The 21,001-nt window shown below is 38.4% G+C and carries 18 protein-coding genes; 16 read left to right on the plus strand and 2 right to left on the minus strand.

Features of this window, described 5'->3' with window-relative positions:
- Positions 1 to 7: 7 nt before the first annotated feature.
- Together BW727_RS00205 and BW727_RS00210 are read left to right on the plus strand one after the other, a co-directional pair.
- Positions 8 to 715, plus strand: coding sequence for a LytTR family transcriptional regulator DNA-binding domain-containing protein (locus BW727_RS00205; RefSeq protein WP_062471404.1), 708 nt, complete (start codon positions 8 to 10; stop codon positions 713 to 715).
- A gap of 104 nt (positions 716 to 819) precedes the next feature.
- Positions 820 to 2,289, plus strand: coding sequence for a carbon starvation CstA family protein (locus BW727_RS00210; RefSeq protein WP_062471408.1), 1,470 nt, complete (start codon positions 820 to 822; stop codon positions 2,287 to 2,289).
- A 57-nt stretch (positions 2,290 to 2,346) separates the two neighbouring features.
- Here BW727_RS00210 and BW727_RS00215 read toward each other — a convergent pair whose 3' ends face one another.
- Positions 2,347 to 4,494, minus strand: a complete 2,148-nt coding sequence (locus BW727_RS00215; RefSeq protein ID WP_077795673.1) for an LTA synthase family protein — start codon at positions 4,492 to 4,494, stop codon at positions 2,347 to 2,349.
- A gap of 186 nt (positions 4,495 to 4,680) precedes the next feature.
- On the opposite strand from BW727_RS00215, the gene BW727_RS00220 reads away from it, so the two are divergent.
- Complete coding sequence (locus BW727_RS00220; protein ID WP_062471410.1) at positions 4,681 to 5,868, plus strand: class I SAM-dependent rRNA methyltransferase; 1,188 nt, start codon at positions 4,681 to 4,683, stop codon at positions 5,866 to 5,868.
- Here the strand turns inward: BW727_RS00220 and BW727_RS00225 are convergent.
- Complete coding sequence (locus BW727_RS00225; RefSeq protein WP_062471412.1) at positions 5,865 to 7,121, minus strand: BaiN/RdsA family NAD(P)/FAD-dependent oxidoreductase; 1,257 nt, start codon at positions 7,119 to 7,121, stop codon at positions 5,865 to 5,867. The genes BW727_RS00220 and BW727_RS00225 overlap by 4 nt on opposite strands.
- 107 nt (positions 7,122 to 7,228) lie before the next feature.
- Between BW727_RS00225 and BW727_RS00230 the strand changes: the two genes are divergently transcribed.
- The 13 genes from BW727_RS00230 (at position 7,229) to BW727_RS00290 (ending at position 20,913) form a co-directional block, all read left to right on the plus strand.
- Positions 7,229 to 7,708, plus strand: a complete 480-nt coding sequence (locus tag BW727_RS00230) for a hypothetical protein (protein WP_062471415.1) — start codon at positions 7,229 to 7,231, stop codon at positions 7,706 to 7,708.
- Between the two features lie 87 nt (positions 7,709 to 7,795).
- A complete protein-coding gene (locus tag BW727_RS00235; protein ID WP_062471417.1) occupies positions 7,796 to 8,497 on the plus strand; it encodes an ABC transporter ATP-binding protein in 702 nt (233 codons plus the stop codon).
- 15 nt (positions 8,498 to 8,512) lie between these two features.
- The gene (locus tag BW727_RS00240) at positions 8,513 to 12,274 is read left to right on the plus strand and encodes an FtsX-like permease family protein (RefSeq protein ID WP_062471420.1); all 3,762 of its coding nucleotides are present in this window, start codon (positions 8,513 to 8,515) and stop codon (positions 12,272 to 12,274) included.
- Positions 12,275 to 12,453: 179 nt separating this feature from the next.
- Positions 12,454 to 13,623: an ABC transporter substrate-binding protein gene (locus BW727_RS00245; RefSeq protein ID WP_062471423.1), complete on the plus strand. Its 1,170-nt coding sequence runs from the start codon at positions 12,454 to 12,456 to the stop codon at positions 13,621 to 13,623.
- 81 nt (positions 13,624 to 13,704) lie between these two features.
- Complete coding sequence (locus BW727_RS00250) at positions 13,705 to 14,583, plus strand: branched-chain amino acid ABC transporter permease (protein ID WP_062471425.1); 879 nt, start codon at positions 13,705 to 13,707, stop codon at positions 14,581 to 14,583.
- A gap of 9 nt (positions 14,584 to 14,592) precedes the next feature.
- The gene (locus BW727_RS00255) at positions 14,593 to 15,561 is read left to right on the plus strand and encodes a branched-chain amino acid ABC transporter permease (RefSeq protein WP_062471466.1); all 969 of its coding nucleotides are present in this window, start codon (positions 14,593 to 14,595) and stop codon (positions 15,559 to 15,561) included.
- Positions 15,558 to 16,331, plus strand: coding sequence for an ABC transporter ATP-binding protein (locus tag BW727_RS00260; protein WP_062471428.1), 774 nt, complete (start codon positions 15,558 to 15,560; stop codon positions 16,329 to 16,331). The genes BW727_RS00255 and BW727_RS00260 overlap by 4 nt, the downstream gene beginning before the upstream one ends.
- 2 nt (positions 16,332 to 16,333) lie before the next feature.
- The gene (locus tag BW727_RS00265; protein WP_062471431.1) at positions 16,334 to 17,038 is read left to right on the plus strand and encodes an ABC transporter ATP-binding protein; all 705 of its coding nucleotides are present in this window, start codon (positions 16,334 to 16,336) and stop codon (positions 17,036 to 17,038) included.
- Between the two features lie 3 nt (positions 17,039 to 17,041).
- A complete protein-coding gene (locus BW727_RS00270; RefSeq protein WP_062471434.1) occupies positions 17,042 to 17,701 on the plus strand; it encodes a CBS and ACT domain-containing protein in 660 nt (219 codons plus the stop codon).
- 123 nt (positions 17,702 to 17,824) lie between these two features.
- Positions 17,825 to 18,361 (plus strand): hypothetical protein, encoded by a 537-nt coding sequence (locus BW727_RS00275; protein WP_062471437.1) that lies wholly within the window; start codon positions 17,825 to 17,827, stop codon positions 18,359 to 18,361.
- Positions 18,362 to 18,394: 33 nt separating this feature from the next.
- Positions 18,395 to 19,201 carry a M15 family metallopeptidase gene (locus BW727_RS00280; RefSeq protein WP_062471440.1) on the plus strand — a complete coding sequence of 269 codons (807 nt, stop codon included), beginning with the start codon at positions 18,395 to 18,397 and terminating at the stop codon, positions 19,199 to 19,201.
- 18 nt (positions 19,202 to 19,219) lie between these two features.
- A complete protein-coding gene (locus BW727_RS00285; protein WP_062471443.1) occupies positions 19,220 to 19,858 on the plus strand; it encodes a glycoside hydrolase family 73 protein in 639 nt (212 codons plus the stop codon).
- 38 nt (positions 19,859 to 19,896) lie between these two features.
- Complete coding sequence (locus BW727_RS00290; RefSeq protein ID WP_062471446.1) at positions 19,897 to 20,913, plus strand: ATP-grasp domain-containing protein; 1,017 nt, start codon at positions 19,897 to 19,899, stop codon at positions 20,911 to 20,913.
- Positions 20,914 to 21,001: the final 88 nt, after the last annotated feature.

A 21,001-nucleotide genomic window follows, 5' to 3' on the forward strand; every position in this document is an offset into this window, starting at 1 on the left:
GAAACGAATGAAGGTTTTAATCGTTGATGACGAACCGTTAGCCAGAAGTGAATTACACTATCTAATAGCTAAAAATGAACGCATAAAAGACATTTATGAGGCAGAAACAATTACCGAAGCACTAGAAAGAATGTTGCAGTTCCAGATTGATGTATTATTTCTAGATATTCATCTCATGGATGAGAGCGGCATCGATCTAGCAGAAAAACTAAAAAAATTTAGCAACCCTCCGGCGATTGTTTTTGCGACAGCCTACGATGAATATGCAGTGAAAGCTTTTGAATTAAATGCGACGGATTATATTCTAAAGCCATTTGACAATGAACGCGTGCAGGCCGCAATTGAGAAAGTAGCGCAAAAAAGATTATCCATTACGAAACCGGAAACGATTGTGGTCCCTTGCGACGAACGTATCTATCTATTAAAACCAGAGTCGATTGTTGCAATCAGTGTCGATAACAACAAAACTACGCTTTATACCGGTAATGAAAGTTATCTGACACAAGAGACATTGACCCATTGGCAACAGAATTTGTCAGACGACCAATTTATGAAAGTCCATCGTTCTTTTTTAATTAACATCGATGAAATAAAAGAGATCCAACCTTGGTTCAATCATACCTATCAATTAACTATGACGAATCAAGTAAAAGTACCAGTTAGTCGTTCTTATTTGAAACAGTTCCGGAAAAGGGTTGGTATTTCACCAGAATAAACTAGCAAGTGAGCCTGCAATTCTTGCAAGATACCCATAAATGCGCAATGATGACGCTTTCTTTTGTAAACTTATGTCGAGCCATACAAAAGGGAGGAACAATCATGTTAACGTTTTTTGCTGCTATTGCTATCTTATTAGTCGGTTATTTCACTTATTCACGTTTTATAGAAAAGAATTTCCAAATTGAGCCTGACCGTAAAACGCCGGCGGAAGCTCTGCGAGACAATTATGATTTTGTACCAATGTCAAAAGGAAAAAATGCTATTATTGAATTATTAAATATTGCCGGTACAGGTCCAATCTTTGGACCAATTATGGGTGCGCTCTACGGGCCGGTTGCTTACATTTGGATTGTAGTAGGGGCAATATTTGCCGGAGCGGTTCATGACTATATGATCGGAATGATTTCACTACGTAATAACGGAGCACAGTTACCGGAGCTTGCCAGTAAATATTTGGGTAAACCAGTCAAACATATTGTTAATATATTTGCGATGTTATTACTCATTTTAGTAGGAACTGTTTTTGTAACGTCTCCAGCCAATTTAATTACAAGTATAACGCCAGACTGGGTAACCGTTGGCGCAGTTACTGGTTTAATATTTCTTTATTACTTGATTTCAACCCTCTTGCCAATCGATAAAGCGATGGGAAAAGTGTATCCTTGGTTTGGAGCCGTTTTGATTATCAGTACGATAGCAATTGGTGTATCATTAATATTCAGTGGTTATAGTCTACCTGAGTTAACAGCTAATAGCCTACAAAATTTCCATCCGAAGGGACTCGCTATTTTCCCAGGACTTTTCTTTACCGTTTCTTGTGGTGCCATATCTGGATTCCACGCAACACAAGCACCAATGGTTTCACGTACCATTAAAAATGAAAAAGAAGGTCGTTTTACATTTTACGGCATGATGATTGCTGAAGCTGTGATTGCCATGATTTGGGCTGCAGCAGCAATGTCTCTATTTAATGGCCAAACATTAGGTCAAATGATTGATGCTGGAACTGCTTCGCTCGTTGTGAATGAAGTGTCATACATGTTACTCGGCAGTTTCTTTGGTAGTATTGCCATTATGGGTGTTATTGTTCTACCAATTTCATCTGGTTTATCTGCTTTTAGAAGTTTAAGAATTATTGTGTCCGATTACCTTCATATTAAACAAGATACTTTAAAGAAAATATTGGCAGTTACGATTCCTTTATATGCGATTTCATTCTTACTGACACAGCTTGATTTTAATGCCTTATGGCGTTATTTCAACTGGGCAAACCAAGTAACCGCAGTTATTTCCTTACTGGTTTCGACACGGTACTTGTATTTGAAAAATCGTAACTATATAGTGACCTTAGTTCCTGCTACTTTTATGTTATACGCAGTTGTCATTTATATTTTAAGCGAACCGATCGGCTTCCATATGGGCTTGACTACGATGACTTATCTGGTTGGTTTAGGTCTGTCACTGGCAATCCTCGCTTTGTTCTTTGTAAGTGGTAAAAAACAAAAAGAAGCACTAAATCCACACTCGGAATTAATTAATGATCACTTAGCAATTGATATTTCCAATTAAAAAATAATGCAAAAAAAGGTAGGCTCACGTAATTGTGAACCTACTCTTTTTTGCGTTCTATTCACTTTCTTCATCCAGTAAACTATTAGTATCTAATGGTTGGTTGCCTGGAAATTCAGGGGCATCTGTTTGATAGAGATCAACCGTTGATTGACTATTGTTTTGACCCATTAAAGAAGTATTTTCAAAGCCTAATGCCTCTAGATTTTCACGTAAGCGTTGAGGTGAATCAAGATAGCTGATTGCTTGTTTATCTACACGTTCAAAATTAGAAGGGGTGTAAAAACGTAGTAAATCTCCGTTAAGAATTTGATCGGAAATATGTAACTGTTGTTGCGCAGCTTCACGAAGGTGATCAATTTCATTGGATAGTTCGGATGGATTATTTGGATCGATAAATATCATTTGACCTGTTTTGGTATCATAAACAGCTGGACCTATACTTGTATAGTCCGGGCTCACCACATTTCCATTTCGAAAAGCAACAATTTGCTCACGTTCACTTGAAAGTAAATCTTGTCCGAGTTGAATGTGTGTGCTCGTATCTACACCTAGTAAGTGGAGAACCGTTGGTAAAATGTCTACTTGACCGCCAAAGGTATCTTGGATTCCTCCTGTTTCACTGCCAGGAACATGAATAATAAGTGGAATCCGTTGTACCATTGCGTCATCATAATCTCCCCACATGACAGAGCTTTGATCTAATAAGGGTGCTAACGTCCGGTTGCGTGAATTTGAAATCCCAAAATGATCGCCATAAAGGACAAACATAGTATTGTCATAGAGACCACTTTCTTTCATATATTGAAAGAATTCAGCCAGAGCTTGATCTGCATAATGAACAGTATTGAAATAGCCATTAATGGTTGTATCTTCTGTATCTGGTATATCAAAGACCGTATTCATCTCATCCGCTGGAAATGGGAAATGATTCGAAACAGTTATAAACTTAGAGTAAAAAGGTTGCGGCAGTTGTTCAAGATATTGAATGGATTCTTGAAAGAATAACTTATCCTTTAAGCCATATTCAACAGAATTTTCTGGTGTGAGATTGTAACTTGTTTCAGAACTGAAGAAATAATCATAACCCATCGATTTATAAGTATTATCTCGATTCCAGAAGGAGCCAACATTCCCATGGAAGACAGCATTTGTATAGCCATGACTCTTCATGATTTGCGGGCCGGCTTGGAAAATATTATCTGCGCCTAATTGCGTAAAGGCTGAACCTTGGGCAAGTCCAAAGAGCGAGTTATCAAGGAGTAATTCTGCATCACTTGTTTTACCTTGCGCTGTTTGGTGAAAAACGTTTGAAAAACTGTAAGAGTCAGAGCTGTGATAGAGTTCATTTAAAAAAGGTGTCACGGCATTGATTTCGCCGTTTTCTTCTTGTAATTCGAGATCGATTAAGAACTGCTGCATACTTTCTAAATGAATATAGACAACATTACGTCCTTGAGCTTGCCCAAAGAGAGCTTCATTTGGTTCTGTGTAATGTTGTTCAACATAATCCAAAACCGGGGCTAAATCAGAACCGTCCGCACTCGCACGTACCGAGTTGGCACGAGCAGTTTGAATGCCATCATACATGGTGTAAACATTGATACCTAAATATTTGACAATGTAGTTCCGGTCAAAGGTACGCGTTAATAGTTGTGGACGATCAATTTCTGCTAAACTCAAGTTAGCTGAAAAAATAAGCAGTGCAGAGATGAGTACAGCAGTTGCTGTTCTTTTCTTAACAGGCGGTTTTGTAGCAAAACTTGGACGATATTTCCAATAAAGACGGACTATAAAGAAAAAGTCCACCCAATAAAGGAGATCACGCCACTCTAACATTTGGAAAAAGCTCGCACTGAGACCGCCCATCATAGCGGAAGAACCTAAAATCGTTTTTAATGTGACAAAGTCTGAGAATTCACGGTAGTAGAGAATGTTACCGAACAAAAGTGCTGTATTTAAAAAATAAAAGACAACAAGTGAACGGTGACGGCTTTTAGTGTTTGAAAAGTATAGAGATAGCCCAAAGAAAAAGACCGTCGCTGCTAAAGGATTTATAAAGAGTAGAAACTGTTGATAAAGGCCTTCGACACCGAGGGAAAATTCTAATTGGTATGCTAGATAAGTTTTTAGCCAGAACAAAAGAACGGCAATCGCTAAGAAACCAAAGTTGTTTTTTGTGGCTTCTTTTATTTTTTGAAACAAATTAATCCCTCCTAAGGGGTTTTCGTGTTAGAATAAGCTTTCATCTATATGTATTTTAAAGCATTATGTTCTAGTAAATCGCGTATATGTAATTATAGGCATATGATATTTTATAGTCAATTGAAATTAGTATAAATGAATAGAAATTTAATCATTTTAGAGATAAAAAATGAAAGAAGGAATAATATGGAAACGAAACGTGTTATCACAGTTGCACAAAAGGCAATGCCGCATATTAAAAAAGGTGATCCTTTACTGAGTCCTCTATCCTTTGATGAAGAACTTGTGTTTACTGAAGGCGAACAAGTACAACTCGTCAGCCCGGTGGGTCAATTTTTAGGCGAAGCCTATTTAGCAAAACAAAATAAAGGAATTGGTTGGATTTACTCCTTTCAAGAAGGTGTTGATTTTGATTATTCATACTTCTTAAAACAATTTAAAAAAGCAGTTGAAAGACGTGAAGGCCTATTGTCAAGTGCTGAAACAAATGCTTCCCGTCTGTTTAATGCAGAGGGAGACGGAATTCCAGGGCTATCCGTTGATTATTATGCAGGTTTTGCAGTTATGTCTTGGTATAGTGAAGGAATTTACCAATATCGCGAAGATATTTTAGCCGCATTCCGAGAAGTTTTTCAATTTGTTAAAGGTGTTTATGAAAAACGCCGCTACCAACAAGATGGTGAAACAGCAAGTGATTTTGTTTACGGAGAAGAAGCACCAAGCCCACATTATATAAAGGAAAATAATGTGATTTATGCGACCTATTTAAATGAAGGTTGGATGACGGGAATCTTTTTAGATCAACGTGAAGTGCGTCGTGAACTGATGGAAACATATGCACCAGGAAAAACTGTTTTAAATACCTTCTCTTATACAGGTGCCTTCTCTGTTGCGGCTGCAATGGGTGGCGCCACTCATACAACGAGTGTTGACGTTGCCAATCGTTCAAGAGAAAAAACACGCGAACAATTTGAAGTAAATGGACTAGATCCTGATGCGCATAAGATTTATGTTATGGATGTGTTCGACTACATTCAATATGCGAAACGGAAAGCCCTCACCTTTGATGTCATTGTAGTTGATCCACCGAGTTTCGCCCGTTCTAAGAAACGCCTTTTCTCTGTTACTAAAGATTACACAGCGATGATTGAAGATTTAATTGATATCTCTGCACCAAAAGGAGTGTTCATTCTTTCTAGTAATGCTGCGACTTATAAACGCAAAAAATTCCGGAGCGACCTTGAAACAGCCTTCCGGAATAAGGGAATCGGTTATTCAATTGCTGCAGAGCATCGTTTGCCAGCAGACTTTAGAACGCCTAAAGCAAGTCCATCAAGTGACTACTTAAAAGTGTTTATCATCCAAAAACATTAATCTAATGCCGCGTGTGAGCCGGCAACATGGCCGGTTACAAACGCACCTGTGATATTATAACCACCGGTATAGCCGTTGTAGTCGAGCAGTTCTCCACAAAAGTATAAACCTGGTTGCAGTTTACTTTCCATGGTTTTAGGGTTAACTTCTTTTGTTGAAATACCGCCACCGGTTACGAATGCTTTATCAATTGGTAAAGTACCGTTAGCTGAAAAATGAAAATCCTTAGTAAATTTGACGAAATTTTGAATATCTTTCGGTTGGAGAGACTTTAACGTTTGTTCTGGGTTTATACCGTATTGTTGAAGTCCAAACAAGAGGTAGCGTTCAGGCATTAAGTCTTTCCAGCCATTTTTTACATTTTTATCGGGAGCTTCTTTAATGAATTGATAAAGTTTTTGTTCGACTTGTCCACTACTTAGATCTGGGAAAATATCCAAAGTCATCGAAACAAAATCGGTATTATCGCGTTTCTTCGTTTGATGTACAAACATGGAACAACGTAAAGCTGCCGGACCTGAAACACCAAAGTGGGTAAAAATCATGTCCATTTGATGGGTTACAACGGTTTTGCCTTTTTTATTTTTAACACTTAAAGCGACATCGCGAAGCGATAACCCTTTTAAAGTCCGGTCTTGGATGAAAGCATCGTCAGAGGTAATGGGCGCTTCTGTTGGATAAAGTTCGGTAATAGTATGACCGACTTTCTTACCAAAACGGTAGCCATCTCCTGTAGAACCTGTTTTCGAGTAAGTTTTTCCACCCGTAGCTAGCACAATCCGATCGGCTGGAAGTTCCTCACCGGAGTCAAGAGTGACACCCGTAATGATGCCTTCTTGGTAATTAATTTTTTTTACCACAGCTTTGGTTTTTACAGTTACATTTTGGCGTTTAAGTTCCTCAATAAAAGCCTCAAGGATGGTACGCGCTTTATCAGTCGTTGGAAACATACGACCATGGTCCTCTTCCTTTAAGGCAATTCCGCGTGAGGTGAAGTAACGCATAATATCGTATTGGTTAAATTGATGGAAAGCACTGTGTAAGAATCGACCATTTCCTGGGATATGCGCGATAATTTCAGCTTGCTCACGGTTATTGGTTACATTACAGCGACCGCCACCCGTTAACAATAATTTTCTTCCAAGGCGCGGGTTTTTATCTAATAAGGTGACGTGGGCGCCTGACTCAGCTGCTGTACAGGCTGCCATCAAGCCACTTGAGCCGCCACCGATGACAATTACATTTTTACTCATATAATATAGAACGCTCCTTATAATCTGATATGCGTTCATTTTACCACCGATTGTTGTAAAATCTATAGTATAATAAACATACATGAAAAAAGAGGGAGAGATTTTTTGTGAATTTTAGAAGAGCAGTTATTATCAACCGCCCAGTAGAGCGTTTTAGTAGCTTTGAATTATCCGACGCACAAATCGAATCAATTATTTTAGCAGGTTTAGCGACGCCCATTCCAACAGATCTTTATAAGAAATTCCATATAACCTTTTATAAAGAACAAAGTGATTCAAAAAATAGTGGACCAGTTAATATTGTAATATCTTTAAAAGACGAAGAAGAGCAAAAAGAATCAAAATATCTATTTGCAGGTATGATTATGGGCCAAATGCAACTAGCAGTAACTAGCTTACTATTAGGTTATAAGTATATTACGGACTCACAAGAGTTAAGTGAACTATCAACTCCAGACCAGAAAGAAAAGATTGGTATCCCAACAAATTATACACCCATTCAAAAGCTTCAGATTGGTTATCCTGCCGAAGAAGTAAGAGATCGTGACGGTCTTGAAAACTCTGTACTGGCAAGGCGGTTTGTTTAATAGTAATAAAGAAGACATCACATATGCGAAGGCGTTTTGTGGTGTTTTCGTGTCTAAAAACATATAATAAAAAAGGGTGATACAAAAATGGCGTATATTTCACTAAAAAATGTCAGTAAATTTTATAAGATGGGTGAAACAACCATTGTGGCTAACGATGGAATTGAATTTGATATTAAACAAGGCGAGTTTGTAGTTATCTTAGGACCTTCCGGAGCAGGCAAATCGACGGTCCTAAATATATTGGGTGGAATGGACAAAGCGAGTGAAGGTGAAATCATTGTGGACGGAACCGATATCGGTAAGTTTTCCGATCGACAACTCACCAATTTTCGTCGGCTTGATGTCGGCTTTGTATTTCAGTTCTATAACTTGGTACCAAACCTAACCGCACGTGAAAATATGGAACTGGCTTCGCAGATTTCTAATCGTGCCTTAGATGCAGGAGATGTTTTAAATGACGTGGGTCTTTCTGAGCGTATGGACAATTTCCCAGCTCAGTTATCTGGCGGAGAACAGCAACGTGTAGCGATTGCGCGCGCCATAGCCAAACGACCAAAGCTTTTATTATGCGATGAACCAACTGGCGCACTAGATTATGAAACCGGGAAACAAGTTTTAAAATTACTACAAGATACCTGCCGAGATACTGGCACAACCGTTATTGTTATTACACATAACCAAGCAATCGCTCCTATGGCTGACCGTGTTATTGAAATTAATAGCGCCAAAGTAAGAGAAGTGCGGGAAAATGAGAATCCACGTCTTGTTTCAGAGATAGAGTGGTAAGGGACTGATGCAAATATGAAAAAGAAAGCCTTATGGAAAGATATATGGAAAGGAATTTGGAATAATAAAGCCAGTTTTCTAGCCTTACTAGCAATTATTATGTTAGGAACAGGTTTTTTTGGTGGTATCAGCGCGACAGGACCAATTATGCTGAAAACGGCTGACCACTATTATAAAAATTTGGACTTCTATGACTTAAAGGTACTGTCTACTTATGGTATTGAGGATAAAGATGTTGCGATTTTAAATAACGTTGATGGTGTGACCTCAGAGCCTACCCAATCCATTGACTTAGTTATGGAAGAACATGAATATGCAACACGCTTGTTCACGCATGACTCAGACAGTCAGTTGAATGATTATGAAATAATTTCTGGTCGATTACCTAATCAACCAGGTGAAATCGCACTCGATTCAGAGTTAGCTTCTTCAGAAGATGGGATTGCGCTTGGGAACCAAGTCACTTTTAAACAATCTTCAGAAGAAGGACTTGAATTAGCTGATCACGAATATGAGATTGTCGGGTTTGTTAATACACCAATTTATATCGAAAAAACGAGTCGTGGGAATACGCAAGCGGCTACAGGTTCCTTAGATGGTTTTGGAGTGATTCATCCAGATGATTTGACGGGGGATCTTTTTACTGAAATTTATGTTGGCTTTGATAAGGAATATCCAGCTTATTCAGATGATTATAAAAATCAAGTATCTAATAAGAAAAAAGAAATTGAAGAAGCTTTAAATGGTCGGCCTCTTGAAAGAGTCAATGAAATTCGCAAAGAAGGCCGCGAAGAAATTTTCAAAGCCGAAACCGAATTAGAAGATGCCAAAGAAGAAATAAATGACGCAAAAAAAACATTAGAAGACTCTCGAAAAGAGTTAGACGAAGCAAAAGAAACATATGAGGAAAATGAAACAGCCTTTCAAAATGAAATAAAAGAAGCAGAAGATGAAATCGCAAAACAGCAAGCAGTCTTAGATGATGGTTACGCAGAGTACGAAAACGGGTTGGCAGAATGGCAAGAAGGAATGGCAGCATATGAAGAAGCAAAAGCCAATTGGCAGGGACAACGTGCGGCTCTCCTTGAACAATTAAATACCACTCTTACCTTGGAAGGGCTAGCCCAAAATCCAATCCCCACACCAGAAGGGGAACAATTGGCAACTCAAGTAAAAGACTTGTTCAGCGCTGAGGCAGAGATTAACGAAGCCCGAGAACAATTACAAGCACTACCAGATGCATTTGCCAATCAAAAAGCGGAGCTTAATGCTGCTAAAAGCCAATTGGAACAATCAGAAGAAGAATTAAAAAACGCAGAACAAGAGATTCAGTCACGAATTGGCTCACTGGCAGAGCGTCAAGCGCAGTTAGCTTATATTCAAGAACAGGTTCAAATACCTTATGGAGATTTAACTGAGGAACAAAAAGCCGAGATGCTTGCAAGTGTAAGTGCACAAGGTGAACAAACACTCGTTTACCAACCCTTTATTCGTTATTTAAATGGCGAGTTGTTGGCTACGGCCATCCCTTTTACTGAAGAAATAGCTTACCAAAATGAATCGGAAGCAATTATTGAAAACGCACAAGCTGATTTAAAAGTTCAAAATGATCGCTTGCAAGAAGGCTATGAGACGATCATCCAAAGTGAACAGGCTTTAGAAGAAGCGCAAGTGGAGTATCAAAATAATCTACAAGAACTTGAGACACGCGCTCAAGAAATACAAGCAGCGAAAGAAGCGGTACTAAACCAAGTTCAAGGTTCCCTTCAAATGATCGAAGCACAAATTCAAGCCGCGGATAGTCAATTTGAAGAGCAAGGTGCACAATTGGCGGCTGCAAAGTCTGAACTTGATGCAGCTAAACAAGAACTTGATGCGGGACAAGCTGAGTTAACAGCCGGCAGTAATCAATTAGCAGAAGAAAAGGCAGAAGGACAAGCCGCTTTAGATGAAGCCTTAGAGAAAATACAGTCCGGTGAAGAAGAGTATCAAGAGGGATTAGAAACCTTTGAGGAAGAAACCAAGGACGCACAAGAAGAAATTGAAAAAGCAGAAAAAGAGTTAGCAGAAGCAAAAGAAGAATTAGCTGAATTAGAAGAACCAACTTATTTTGTTCAAGGACGTTCGGATAATCCAGGTTATTCTGGCTTCGGCGATAATGCCGACCGAATTTCTTCAATTGCCTCCATCTTTCCAGTCTTCTTCTTTTTGATTGCCGCTCTCGTTAGTTTTACAACCATGACGCGTATGGTAGATGAACAGCGGACACAAATTGGGACACTAAAAGGGTTAGGCTATAGCAATTTTGATATTGCCAAGAAGTTCCTAGTTTATGCGGCAGTTGCCGGTATTGTAGGAACAGCTATTGGTTTGATTGCGGGATACCGATTATTTCCACTTCTGATTTTTAACGCCTATAATTCGTTGTATAATTTCCCAGACATTCAATTTGATACCTATCCCCTTTACACAATCATTGCAATCATTGTTGCCATCTTGTGTACAGTGGGACCAGCAGCAATTGCAAGCTACCGAACACTGAAAGAAGAGCCGGCATCTATTATGCGTCCTAAAGCACCTAAAATGGGTAAACGTGTGTTCTTAGAACGTTTACCGTTTATATGGAACCGTTTAGGATTTAACGCAAAGGTTACGGTCCGTAACTTAGTACGCTACAAGATACGTAATTCAATGACAATTATCGGTGTAGCAGGATCAATGGCCTTAATTTTGACTGGTTTTGCTATCCGTGACTCGATATCGAGTCTAGCAGAAACACAGTTTAATGAGATTATCAAATACGATATGGTCGTCGCATTACAGGATGAACGTTCAGACGAAGACTTGACGAATTATGAAGCGATTCGAGATGGATACGCAGAAATTGATTCGCACATGTATGCACTTCAAGCGAATTATAAGGTCGAAAAATCAGGACTAAACACGCAAGATGTAACGGTTTTTGTTCCAAATGACTCAGAAAATATTCTTGATTTCGTAAGTTTAAATGAACGTGGAGAAACACAATCACATTCACTAACCGATGATGGGGCCATTATTTCTGAAAAACTTGCCAGTATGATGGCTGTTGGTCCAGGAGATGAACTTGTCATTCAAGATGAAGAGGAAATGACTTATACAGTTCCGATTAGTCAGGTAACTGAAAACTATACAGGCCATTACCTCTATTTAACAGAAGACCTTTATGGAAGCGTCTTTTCAGAACGGTTCTCTCCAAACACTGACCTTATCCGGTATGAGGGCGGAGGTAAATGGGAATCTGAATTTGCGGAACGCGCCATGCAAGAGGATGCCATTGCTTTAGTTACTTTTATTGCACAAATCAATAAGGCGTTTGAGGAAACGTTGAACAGTTTAGACGTTATCACACTCGTTCTTATTATCTCGGCTGCAGCCTTGGCCTTCGTTGTGCTTTACAATTTAACGAATATCAACGTATCAGAACGAATTCGTGAACTATCCACAATTAAAGTATTAGGATTTTATGATTTAGAAGTAAGTCTCTATATTTATCGTGAAACCTTTATTTTGACATTAATAGGTATTCTATTCGGATTTGGTCTCGGGAGTTACCTTGGCAATGTTCTATTAAAAATGGTCGAAATAGATTTAATGTTATTCCCAGTCATCATCAAGCCACTCAGTTATTTATCCTCAGCACTATTGACATTACTATTTTCTATAGTAGTCATGGTTATCATGCATCTGAAGTTAAAACGAGTAGACATGATTGAAGCACTCAAAAGTGTAGAGTAACGATAGTTTAAAATAATTAAGTGTCCGTATTCATTTGAATAGGGACACTTTTTATATGTAATGTTATTTTTTTAAAATTAAAGCTTGCTTAAATTGTCAGAATATTCTATACTACGAACATTAAAATTTAAGAAGAATTCTTGTTCTTATTTAATAAACAGCAGTGGAGGGAATTTACTATGAAGAAAAAATATTGGTTGGGGCTATCATCTTTATTACTCTTGGCTGCGTGTGGAAATGATGTAAGCGAAGAAATGGGTTCAGGTGTCGCTAATGATGATGCCACAGTAAAAATCGGCGGAAACTTTGAATTATCAGGGGGCGCGAGTGCGTACGGAACGCCTATGAATAATGCCGTTGATTTGGCAATTAAACAGATCAATGAAAAGGGCGGCGTCCTAGGAGAAGATGTGGCCTATGTTTCTTATGATAATACATCCGTTGCACAAGAAGCAGCTTCAGTAGCAACGCGACTGGCCACCGAAGATCAGGTAACAGCAATTATTGGACCGGCTACGACAGGAGATGCAAACGCACAAACACCTGTTATCGACCGGGCGGGTGTTCCCGCAGTTCTACCTGCTGCTACAGGGGATGAAGTCACCATGAAAGATGGCGAAACAGTGTGGGAATATATTTTCCGTGTCTGTTTCCAAGATTCCTTCCAAGGAGAAGTGCTAGCAAATTTTGCCCAGAATGATTTGGGTGCTGAAAAAGCAATTATTTTACAAGATAATTCAACGGACTACGCAGTGGGTCTCTCAGACGCATTCCGAAGTGTCTTCAAAGGTGAAGTAGTCGATGAACTCAATTTCTCTGATGGAGATACAGATTTCAATGCCATTTTAACAAACATCCGTGATAAAGATTTCGATGTTATTTTTATCCCCGGTTACTATGAAGAAGCAGGTCTTTTAATCAAGCAAGCACGTGAAATGGGTATTGACCAACCTATTTTAGGACCAGATGGGTTTGCTAACTCAACACTCGTTGAATTAGCAAGTGCTCAAAATGTCAATGATGTTTACTATACAGGACACTTTACTCCAAATAGTGAAGAACCTGCTGTTAAAGAATTTATGGCAGCTTTCGAAGAAGAATATGGCGTAGAAGCAGATTCTTTTGCAGCTTTGGCTTACGATGCAGCTAACTTAGTATTACAAGCAATTGAAACAGCAGGAACGGTTGATTCAGATGCTGTAACAGAAGCAATTGCAACGACAACGGACTTTTCAGGTGTAACAGGAACGTTCTCCTTAGATGAAAATCATAACCCTGTTAAGAGTACCTTTGTTATTGAGATGCAAAACGGTGAAGAAGCTGGTAATACAGTCGTATCGCCTAACTAATTAGATAGACGCAATCGGTAGGAGGCCTGACAAACTGTCTCGCCTCCTATTCTGACTTATAATGAAGAAAGAGGTGTCACTATGGAGAGCTTTATCCAGCAGATGATAAATGGTATCTCACTGGGAAGTATCTATGCATTGATGGCCCTTGGGTACACGATGGTTTACGGCATTATTAAACTCATTAACTTTGCTCATGGGGATATTTACATGGTAGGTGCGTATATTGGTTATGGACTCATTCAAAATGTTGGGTTAGGTTTATTACCGGCAATTATTATTTCGATGTTGTTATCGGCAATTTTAGGGGTTGTCATCGAAAAAGTCGCATATCGTCCTTTAAGAGGAGCGACACGGATTGCGACTTTAATCACGGCTATCGGGGTTTCTTATCTCTTACAAAATATTATGATTTACATCATGGGGCCAGAACGACGGGCATTTCCTACCGCAATTGAAACAAAAATATTTTCACTCGGAACGATTACAATTAACTCTCAACAACTCGTTATTATCATCACAACGGTTGTCTTAATGGTTGCCTTACAAATGATTGTTAAATATACAAAAATGGGTAAAGCTATGCGTGCGGTTAGTGCCGACCAAGAAGCCGCCCAACTAATGGGAATTAATGTTGATAATGTTATTTCATTTACCTTCGTCATGGGATCCGCTCTTGCAGGTGCTGCTGGGGTATTGGTTGGAATTTATTATAATTCCATGGATCCTTTAATGGGCGTAACCTTGGGACTAAAAGCCTTTGTAGCGGCTGTGTTTGGTGGAATTGGGATTATCCCAGGAGCTATGATCGGAGGCTATATTATTGGTATTATCGAAACACTCGTGAGTGCCTATGGGGGTTCGATGTTCAAGGATGCGGTCGTTTATCTAATTTTAATTATTATTTTGATTGTGAAACCGTCGGGAATATTAGGGAAAAACGTTAAAGAGAAAGTGTAGGTGAAACAGATGAAACAGTTTAATAAAGCGAATTTGGGCTGGCTCATACTGATTGCCCTTGCAGGAATTTCTCTGTATGTTGGCGTTACGACGGGCTTGGTTTCTATTTTCCAACAAATTACTTTGATTACCATTTTAATTAATATCATGTTAGCAGTAGGGTTAAACTTGGTTATCGGATTTTCCGGCCAATTTTCATTGGGGCATGCTGGGTTTATGGCAATTGGAGCTTATAGTGGTGCTATTATTGGCAACAGGGTTGAAGGTCTGTTCGGGTTTTTCTTAGGAATTCTAATAGGTGCGATTCTTGCTATGCTGGTGGCTTTACTAGTTGGTATTCCAACCTTACGTTTAAAAGGGGATTACTTAGCAATCGCAACACTTGGTGTTTCGGAAATTATTCGGATTGCTATTATTAATATGCCAGATTTAACGAATGGAGCACGTGGTATTAGTGGCATTTCATTTCCATTTGATTCGAACGACTCTTTCATTATGGTTACCTTTGCTTTTTTATTGGTTACCACGATTGTAACAGTCAATTATATTAAAAGTAGCCCGGGTCGTGCCACAATTTCGATTCGCGAAGATGAGATTGCTGCTGAATCAATGGGAATTAATACAACCAGATACAAAGTTATTGCCTTTATGATAGGAGCAGCAACGGCTAGTGTAGCGGGAAGTTTATATGCTACTTTCTTTAGTGTTATTAATCCGGCTGATTTTACCTTCCAAAAATCAATCGATATTTTAATTATTGTGGTATTTGGCGGTATTGGCAGTATCACGGGAACCTTTGTAGCAGCTGTTGTCCTAGGAATTTTAAATACGGTTCTTCAATCAGCGGGACAGTTACGAATGATTTTTTATGGTCTTGCTTTAATTGGGATTATGGTCTTTCGTCCAGGTGGTTTATTGGGAACAAAAGAATTTACCATGTCCGCTTTGATGAATCGTAAGAAGGAGGCAGGAAAATGAGCCTATTAGAAGTGACTGATTTGACGAAAAACTTCGGCGGACTAGCTGCGCTTTCAAACGTTAATTTCTACCTTAATGAAAATGAACTGGTTGGCTTGATTGGTCCCAACGGTGCCGGTAAAACGACCTTTTTTAATTTAATGACGGGTGTTTATGTTCCTTCTGAAGGAGACATCCTTTTAGCTTCTGATGGGAAGCAAATAAAGCTTAATGGCAAAAAGCCATATGATATTACCGACTTAGGGTTAGCGCGTACCTTTCAAAATATTCGTCTCTTTAAAGACCTTTCTGTTATTGATAATGTGATGATTGCCTTACATAGTAAAAAAGGCGTCGGTACTTTCCATAGCATACTGCGGACACCAAAGTTTTATCAGAATGATAAAACTTTGCGTGAAGATGCAGTAGAACTACTGAAAATATTTAATCTGGAAGAGCAAACGGAAAGCTATGCACGCAATTTGGCTTATGGGGAGCAACGGCGTTTAGAAATTGTTCGGGCGCTCGCAACCCAACCGAAAATCCTTTTTTTAGATGAACCAGCAGCAGGTATGAATCCTCAAGAAACTGCCGAACTAACAGACTTAATTCGGAAAATTCAAAAACAGTTTAAAATTACTGTTGTTTTAATTGAACATGATATGTCACTGGTTATGAACGTCTGTGAACGGATCTACTGTTTAGAATATGGACGCTTAATCGCAGAAGGAACACCAGAAGAAATCAAAAATAATCCAGAAGTTATTAAAGCATATTTGGGGGGCGATTAACGATGCTGAAAGTTACCGATCTTTCTGTTAACTATGATATGATTCAAGCGGTTAAAAATATTTCCTTTGAAGTAAATGAAGGAGAAATCGTTACGCTGATTGGTGCAAATGGCGCCGGGAAATCTACCATTTTAAGAACAATATCTGGATTAGTTCGCTCAGGTTCAGGTGACATGACTTATAGAGGTAAGGATATTACTAAAGCGGCCCCTCAAAAAATTGTCGAACAAGGTCTAATCCAAGTGCCGGAAGGACGACACGTCTTTAAAGGTTTAACGGTCCAAGAAAACCTTGACTTAGGAAGTTTTACACGTAAAGATAAAGAGAATGTTAATGCTGATTTAGACCATGTGTTTGAACGCTTCCCCATTTTAGCGGAAAGAAAAAAACAAGATGCAGCAACGTTATCGGGTGGCGAACAACAGATGCTAGCAATGGGTCGCGCGCTGATGTCTAAGCCCAAACTCTTACTTTTAGATGAACCTTCAATGGGACTAGCACCTATTTTTATAAAAGAAATTTTTAGAATTATTGAAGATATTAACAAACAGGGAACAACCATTTTATTAATCGAACAAAATGCTAATGTCGCTTTACAAGTTGCTGATCGTGGCTATGTTCTGGAAACTGGGAAAATTGTGCTTACAGATACTGGAAAAAATTTACTTAAGAGCGATGCCGTTCAAAAGGCATATTTAGGAGGATAAAGCATGGATGTCAATAGTTACATGTCTACAGACTTAATTACCATCGGACCCCAAACAAAAATTCTCGATGCATTAGACTTAATGAAAAAACATCAGATTCATCGTTTACCAGTTGTAAAAGGCGATCAGTTGATTGGTTTATTAACAGACGGCGTGATTAGTCGGAATACTCCTTCGACCATGACGAGCCTAGATATGCATGAAGTGAACTATTTATTAAATAAAACCAATGCGGAAGATATTATGGTAAAAAAAGTTATCACGATTCATAAGGATGCTTTGTTAGAGGAAGCAGCTGTTTTAATGCGTCAAAATAGTATTGGAGTCTTACCTGTCGTGACCGGAGAGGGACATTTAGTAGGAATTATTACCGACAAAGACATTATTGATGCTTTTGTAGATGTTTTAGGCTTTTATAAACCAGGTGTCAGAGTTGTGGTTAATGTTTTACAAGACCGTAAAGGTGTTCTAGAAGAGTTAACAGATATTTTTTCTGAATTAGAAATAAGCATCCAACAAATTGCTGTTTATCGTAAACAAACGCCTATTCAAGTCGTTATTCAAGTTGAAAGTGATGATGTGACAAGTATTAAAAAAGAACTTGAAGCCAATGGGTTTGAAGTTGGATCGATTATGTTCAAAGAAGTAGCACCGCCTAAATAACAATAAATCCGAATGCCACTGGTATTCGGATTTACTTATTGGGTCATCTTCGTATAAAAGATTGAAGGCGCTCACGTATTAGGTGTATAATAAATCTAATCACAGATTGAGGGGGAATTTCTCATGAATCAAGCACTTATAACAATTGTATTACATGCAATTAAAGAACAGTATGTGAGTGAAAAAGCATTTTATTCAGGCCAGTTAGATATATCATCTCAAAGCTGGGATCGATGGAAAAAAGGTGAACACGGACTAAAACCCGACAATATGAGTATCGTTTCACGATTATTTACTGATTATGAGTGGATGCTCGTTCAAAAGGTTTCCCGTAATGCTGAAATATTCCCTGAGGTAGCAAATGAACCGGTTCGAGAATATCATTTCCTCAAGTATCAAGTGGCAAAAAAATGGTTAGAAACAGGCGTAGCCAAGATTAGTTGGAAGAGTAGCGAAAAGACAACTCAAGTAATAGAGCACCGTAAACCAGCAACGACCACACTTCGTTTAGTAGTCAACTATGAATTTTGGTCTTACGAAGATATTATTGATTTACGCTTACCGAGCGTGATTCGTTACCAAATCGAATCTCAAAAAGTAGATTTATTAGAATGGCTATCTGAAAACGATCCTGATACAATTCAAACCATGCAAAAATAGATAATTTTAAAAATTAGTGAGGGATAGTCCAGAATGAAAAATAGTAAAGCAATGTTAGTGATTTTAAGTTTATTATTTGTAACAGCTTGTACGAATGAAGTGGAAAATGTATCAGAAGCAACTTCATTATCCAAAGTAGAGTCTGTTGAAGAAGTAGAGTCACAGTTAAGTGAAAGAGAAAAATTAGAAGAGCAATTAATCGCTACACCAGATGCGCATTCGAGTGATTGGAACTTAATTCTTGTTAATAACGATCATATCCTAACAGAAGATTTAGATTTCGAAAAGTTTCAATCTGCTAGTGGCGAAGTAATGGATGCCAGGATTGCAGAGGATTTTTCTCGCATGATAAGTGACGGCGAAGCGCAAGGGTTATCCTTTATTCTGGAGTCGGGTTACCGTTCGTTTGGGTACCAACAAGACATTTATAACTCTGTTTATAATAAAAACTTACAAGACAGTAGTACGAGCGAAGAAGCGATTCAAAAAACAGAAGCTTATATTGCGATTCCAGGTTCAAGTGAACATATGACCGGGTTAGCTCTTGATATTACTGAGCCTAGTTTGCACCATATTGAAAACGGCTTAATCGAAGAATTCGAAGATACCACAGAAGGACAATGGCTACATAGCCATGCACCGGAGTATGGATTCGTGTTACGTTATCCACGCGATAAGGAAGACGATATCGATGTAAACTATGAATCTTGGCACTTTCGTTATGTAGGGGTTGAAAATGCAAAATATATGCAAGAGAATGACTTAGTTTTAGAAGAGTATATTGAGCAATTGCAGCATAATGAAAGCATCCGGCAAGCAATTGCCGACCTAGAGGAGTAGTCGAGATGGGAGAAATACATGGCAAGAAAGAAAAAGAGAAGAGTTTTCAAACGTCGTAAGCGTGGGAATGGCTCTCAAGTGACGAGTGTTTTATTCGCAATTACCGTTCTTTTGATGGCAAGCTATACCATTCGCGAGGGCTACTTAAACTCACTATCTGAAGACGAAGAAGTAGTGGTCTTTCAAGGTCCCAAAGAAGAATTTATTGCGTCGCTTTTACCCGTGTCGCAAAAAATGTATGAAGAATATGGTGTGCGTCCAAGTGTTGCGATTGCTCAAGCCATCTTAGAATCTGACTGGGGAAAAAGTGAGTTAGCCGCTGACTATAATAATTTATATGGAAGAAAAAGTTCTGATTCACAACATTCAATTGCTATGCAAACCAGTGAGTTTACCAACGGGAAGTGGATTACAATAGAAGATACTTTTAAGATTTATGAAAATGTTGAAGCATCCCTTGAAGATCATGCTAGTCTGATGGTAAACGGGACCGATTGGGACCCAACCCTTTATCACCCGGTTATTGCAGCCACTACTTATCAAGAAGCCGCGAAAGCTTTGGGAAAAGCAGGCTATGCAACCGATCCTACTTATCCAGAAAAATTAATTGAAATCATTGAATCATACCAACTGTATCAATTTGATACGACTAGTTAAATAAATGAAAAATGTGTAAGAGTTGAGGTGGAACCAAAGTGGCAAATTACAATTTACCAGGCCAAACATTAGGAATTATTGGTAACACGGGGATAACGAACGAACTAGCACGTGCAGCTAAAAAAAGTGGTTATAAGGTTCGGGTTTATCCAAATCAAGCAAGTTTAATGGAACTAGCAGAAAAATCTGATTTGCTATTATTTGAATCAGCTCTCGTTGATACTGATTTACTCAAAAAAATTAAAAATTATATTGAAATTCCACAATTAGCAGATGTTTTAACCGTTGCGCAAGACCGATATATTCAAAAGGCTTTTTTAGAAAATCTAAACATAAACGTCCTTCCTTATACGACAATTACCTCTATTGCAGATATCGAACAATCAATCGCAGGTATTGGATTTCCATGTATTTTAAAAACAATTCGATTAGAAGAAGTCGGTTTAGACAATGTTATTCTTTATAGCAGAGAGGATTATCCAAAAGCTCAAAAATTATTAGAGACAGGTGCTTGTATTTTAGAAAGCTGGATTACTCTTGATAAAGAATTAGCAGTATCTTTTGTAATCGGTAAAAACGGTCAGATAGAAGCATTCCCGGTTACAGAAACTTTTTATCAATCGCAACATCTACGTGGTGTTTCAGCTCCTGCTAAAATAGATAAAGAAATAGAACAAGCAGTTTTAGAAATGGGTCATTCAATTGCAAAGGCTATGGCGACAACCGGGTTATTAACGATAGAATTTTTCCTCACCGCTATTGGCAATCTGTATGTAAAACAAGTAATAGTTGGACCGCATCGATTACTAGATTACACATTAAATGCGACTAATATAAGCCAATATGATGCTTTTGTTAAAGCTGTTTGCGGATTGCCTTTACCAAAAGTTATCATCACGCAAGCAATGACTAATTATTCTTTCAAAGCAGATCAAAAAGCAGAACTTTTCTACCAGTTGAAGGTTCAACCAAATTGGTATCTCCATATGAATGATGATCACTGTTTTATCAATACAAGTGATCAAGACTGGCAAGCGCTAAACGAATTATTATAACTGATAAGCGACAAACACTCCTTACCAAACCCGGTAAGGAGTGTTTGTCATCATAAGCAGTGTAAATATGAGAAGTTATGATTAAAAA

It is taken from the genome of Jeotgalibaca dankookensis (assembly GCF_002005405.1).
Classification (GTDB): domain Bacteria; phylum Bacillota; class Bacilli; order Lactobacillales; family Aerococcaceae; genus Jeotgalibaca; species Jeotgalibaca dankookensis.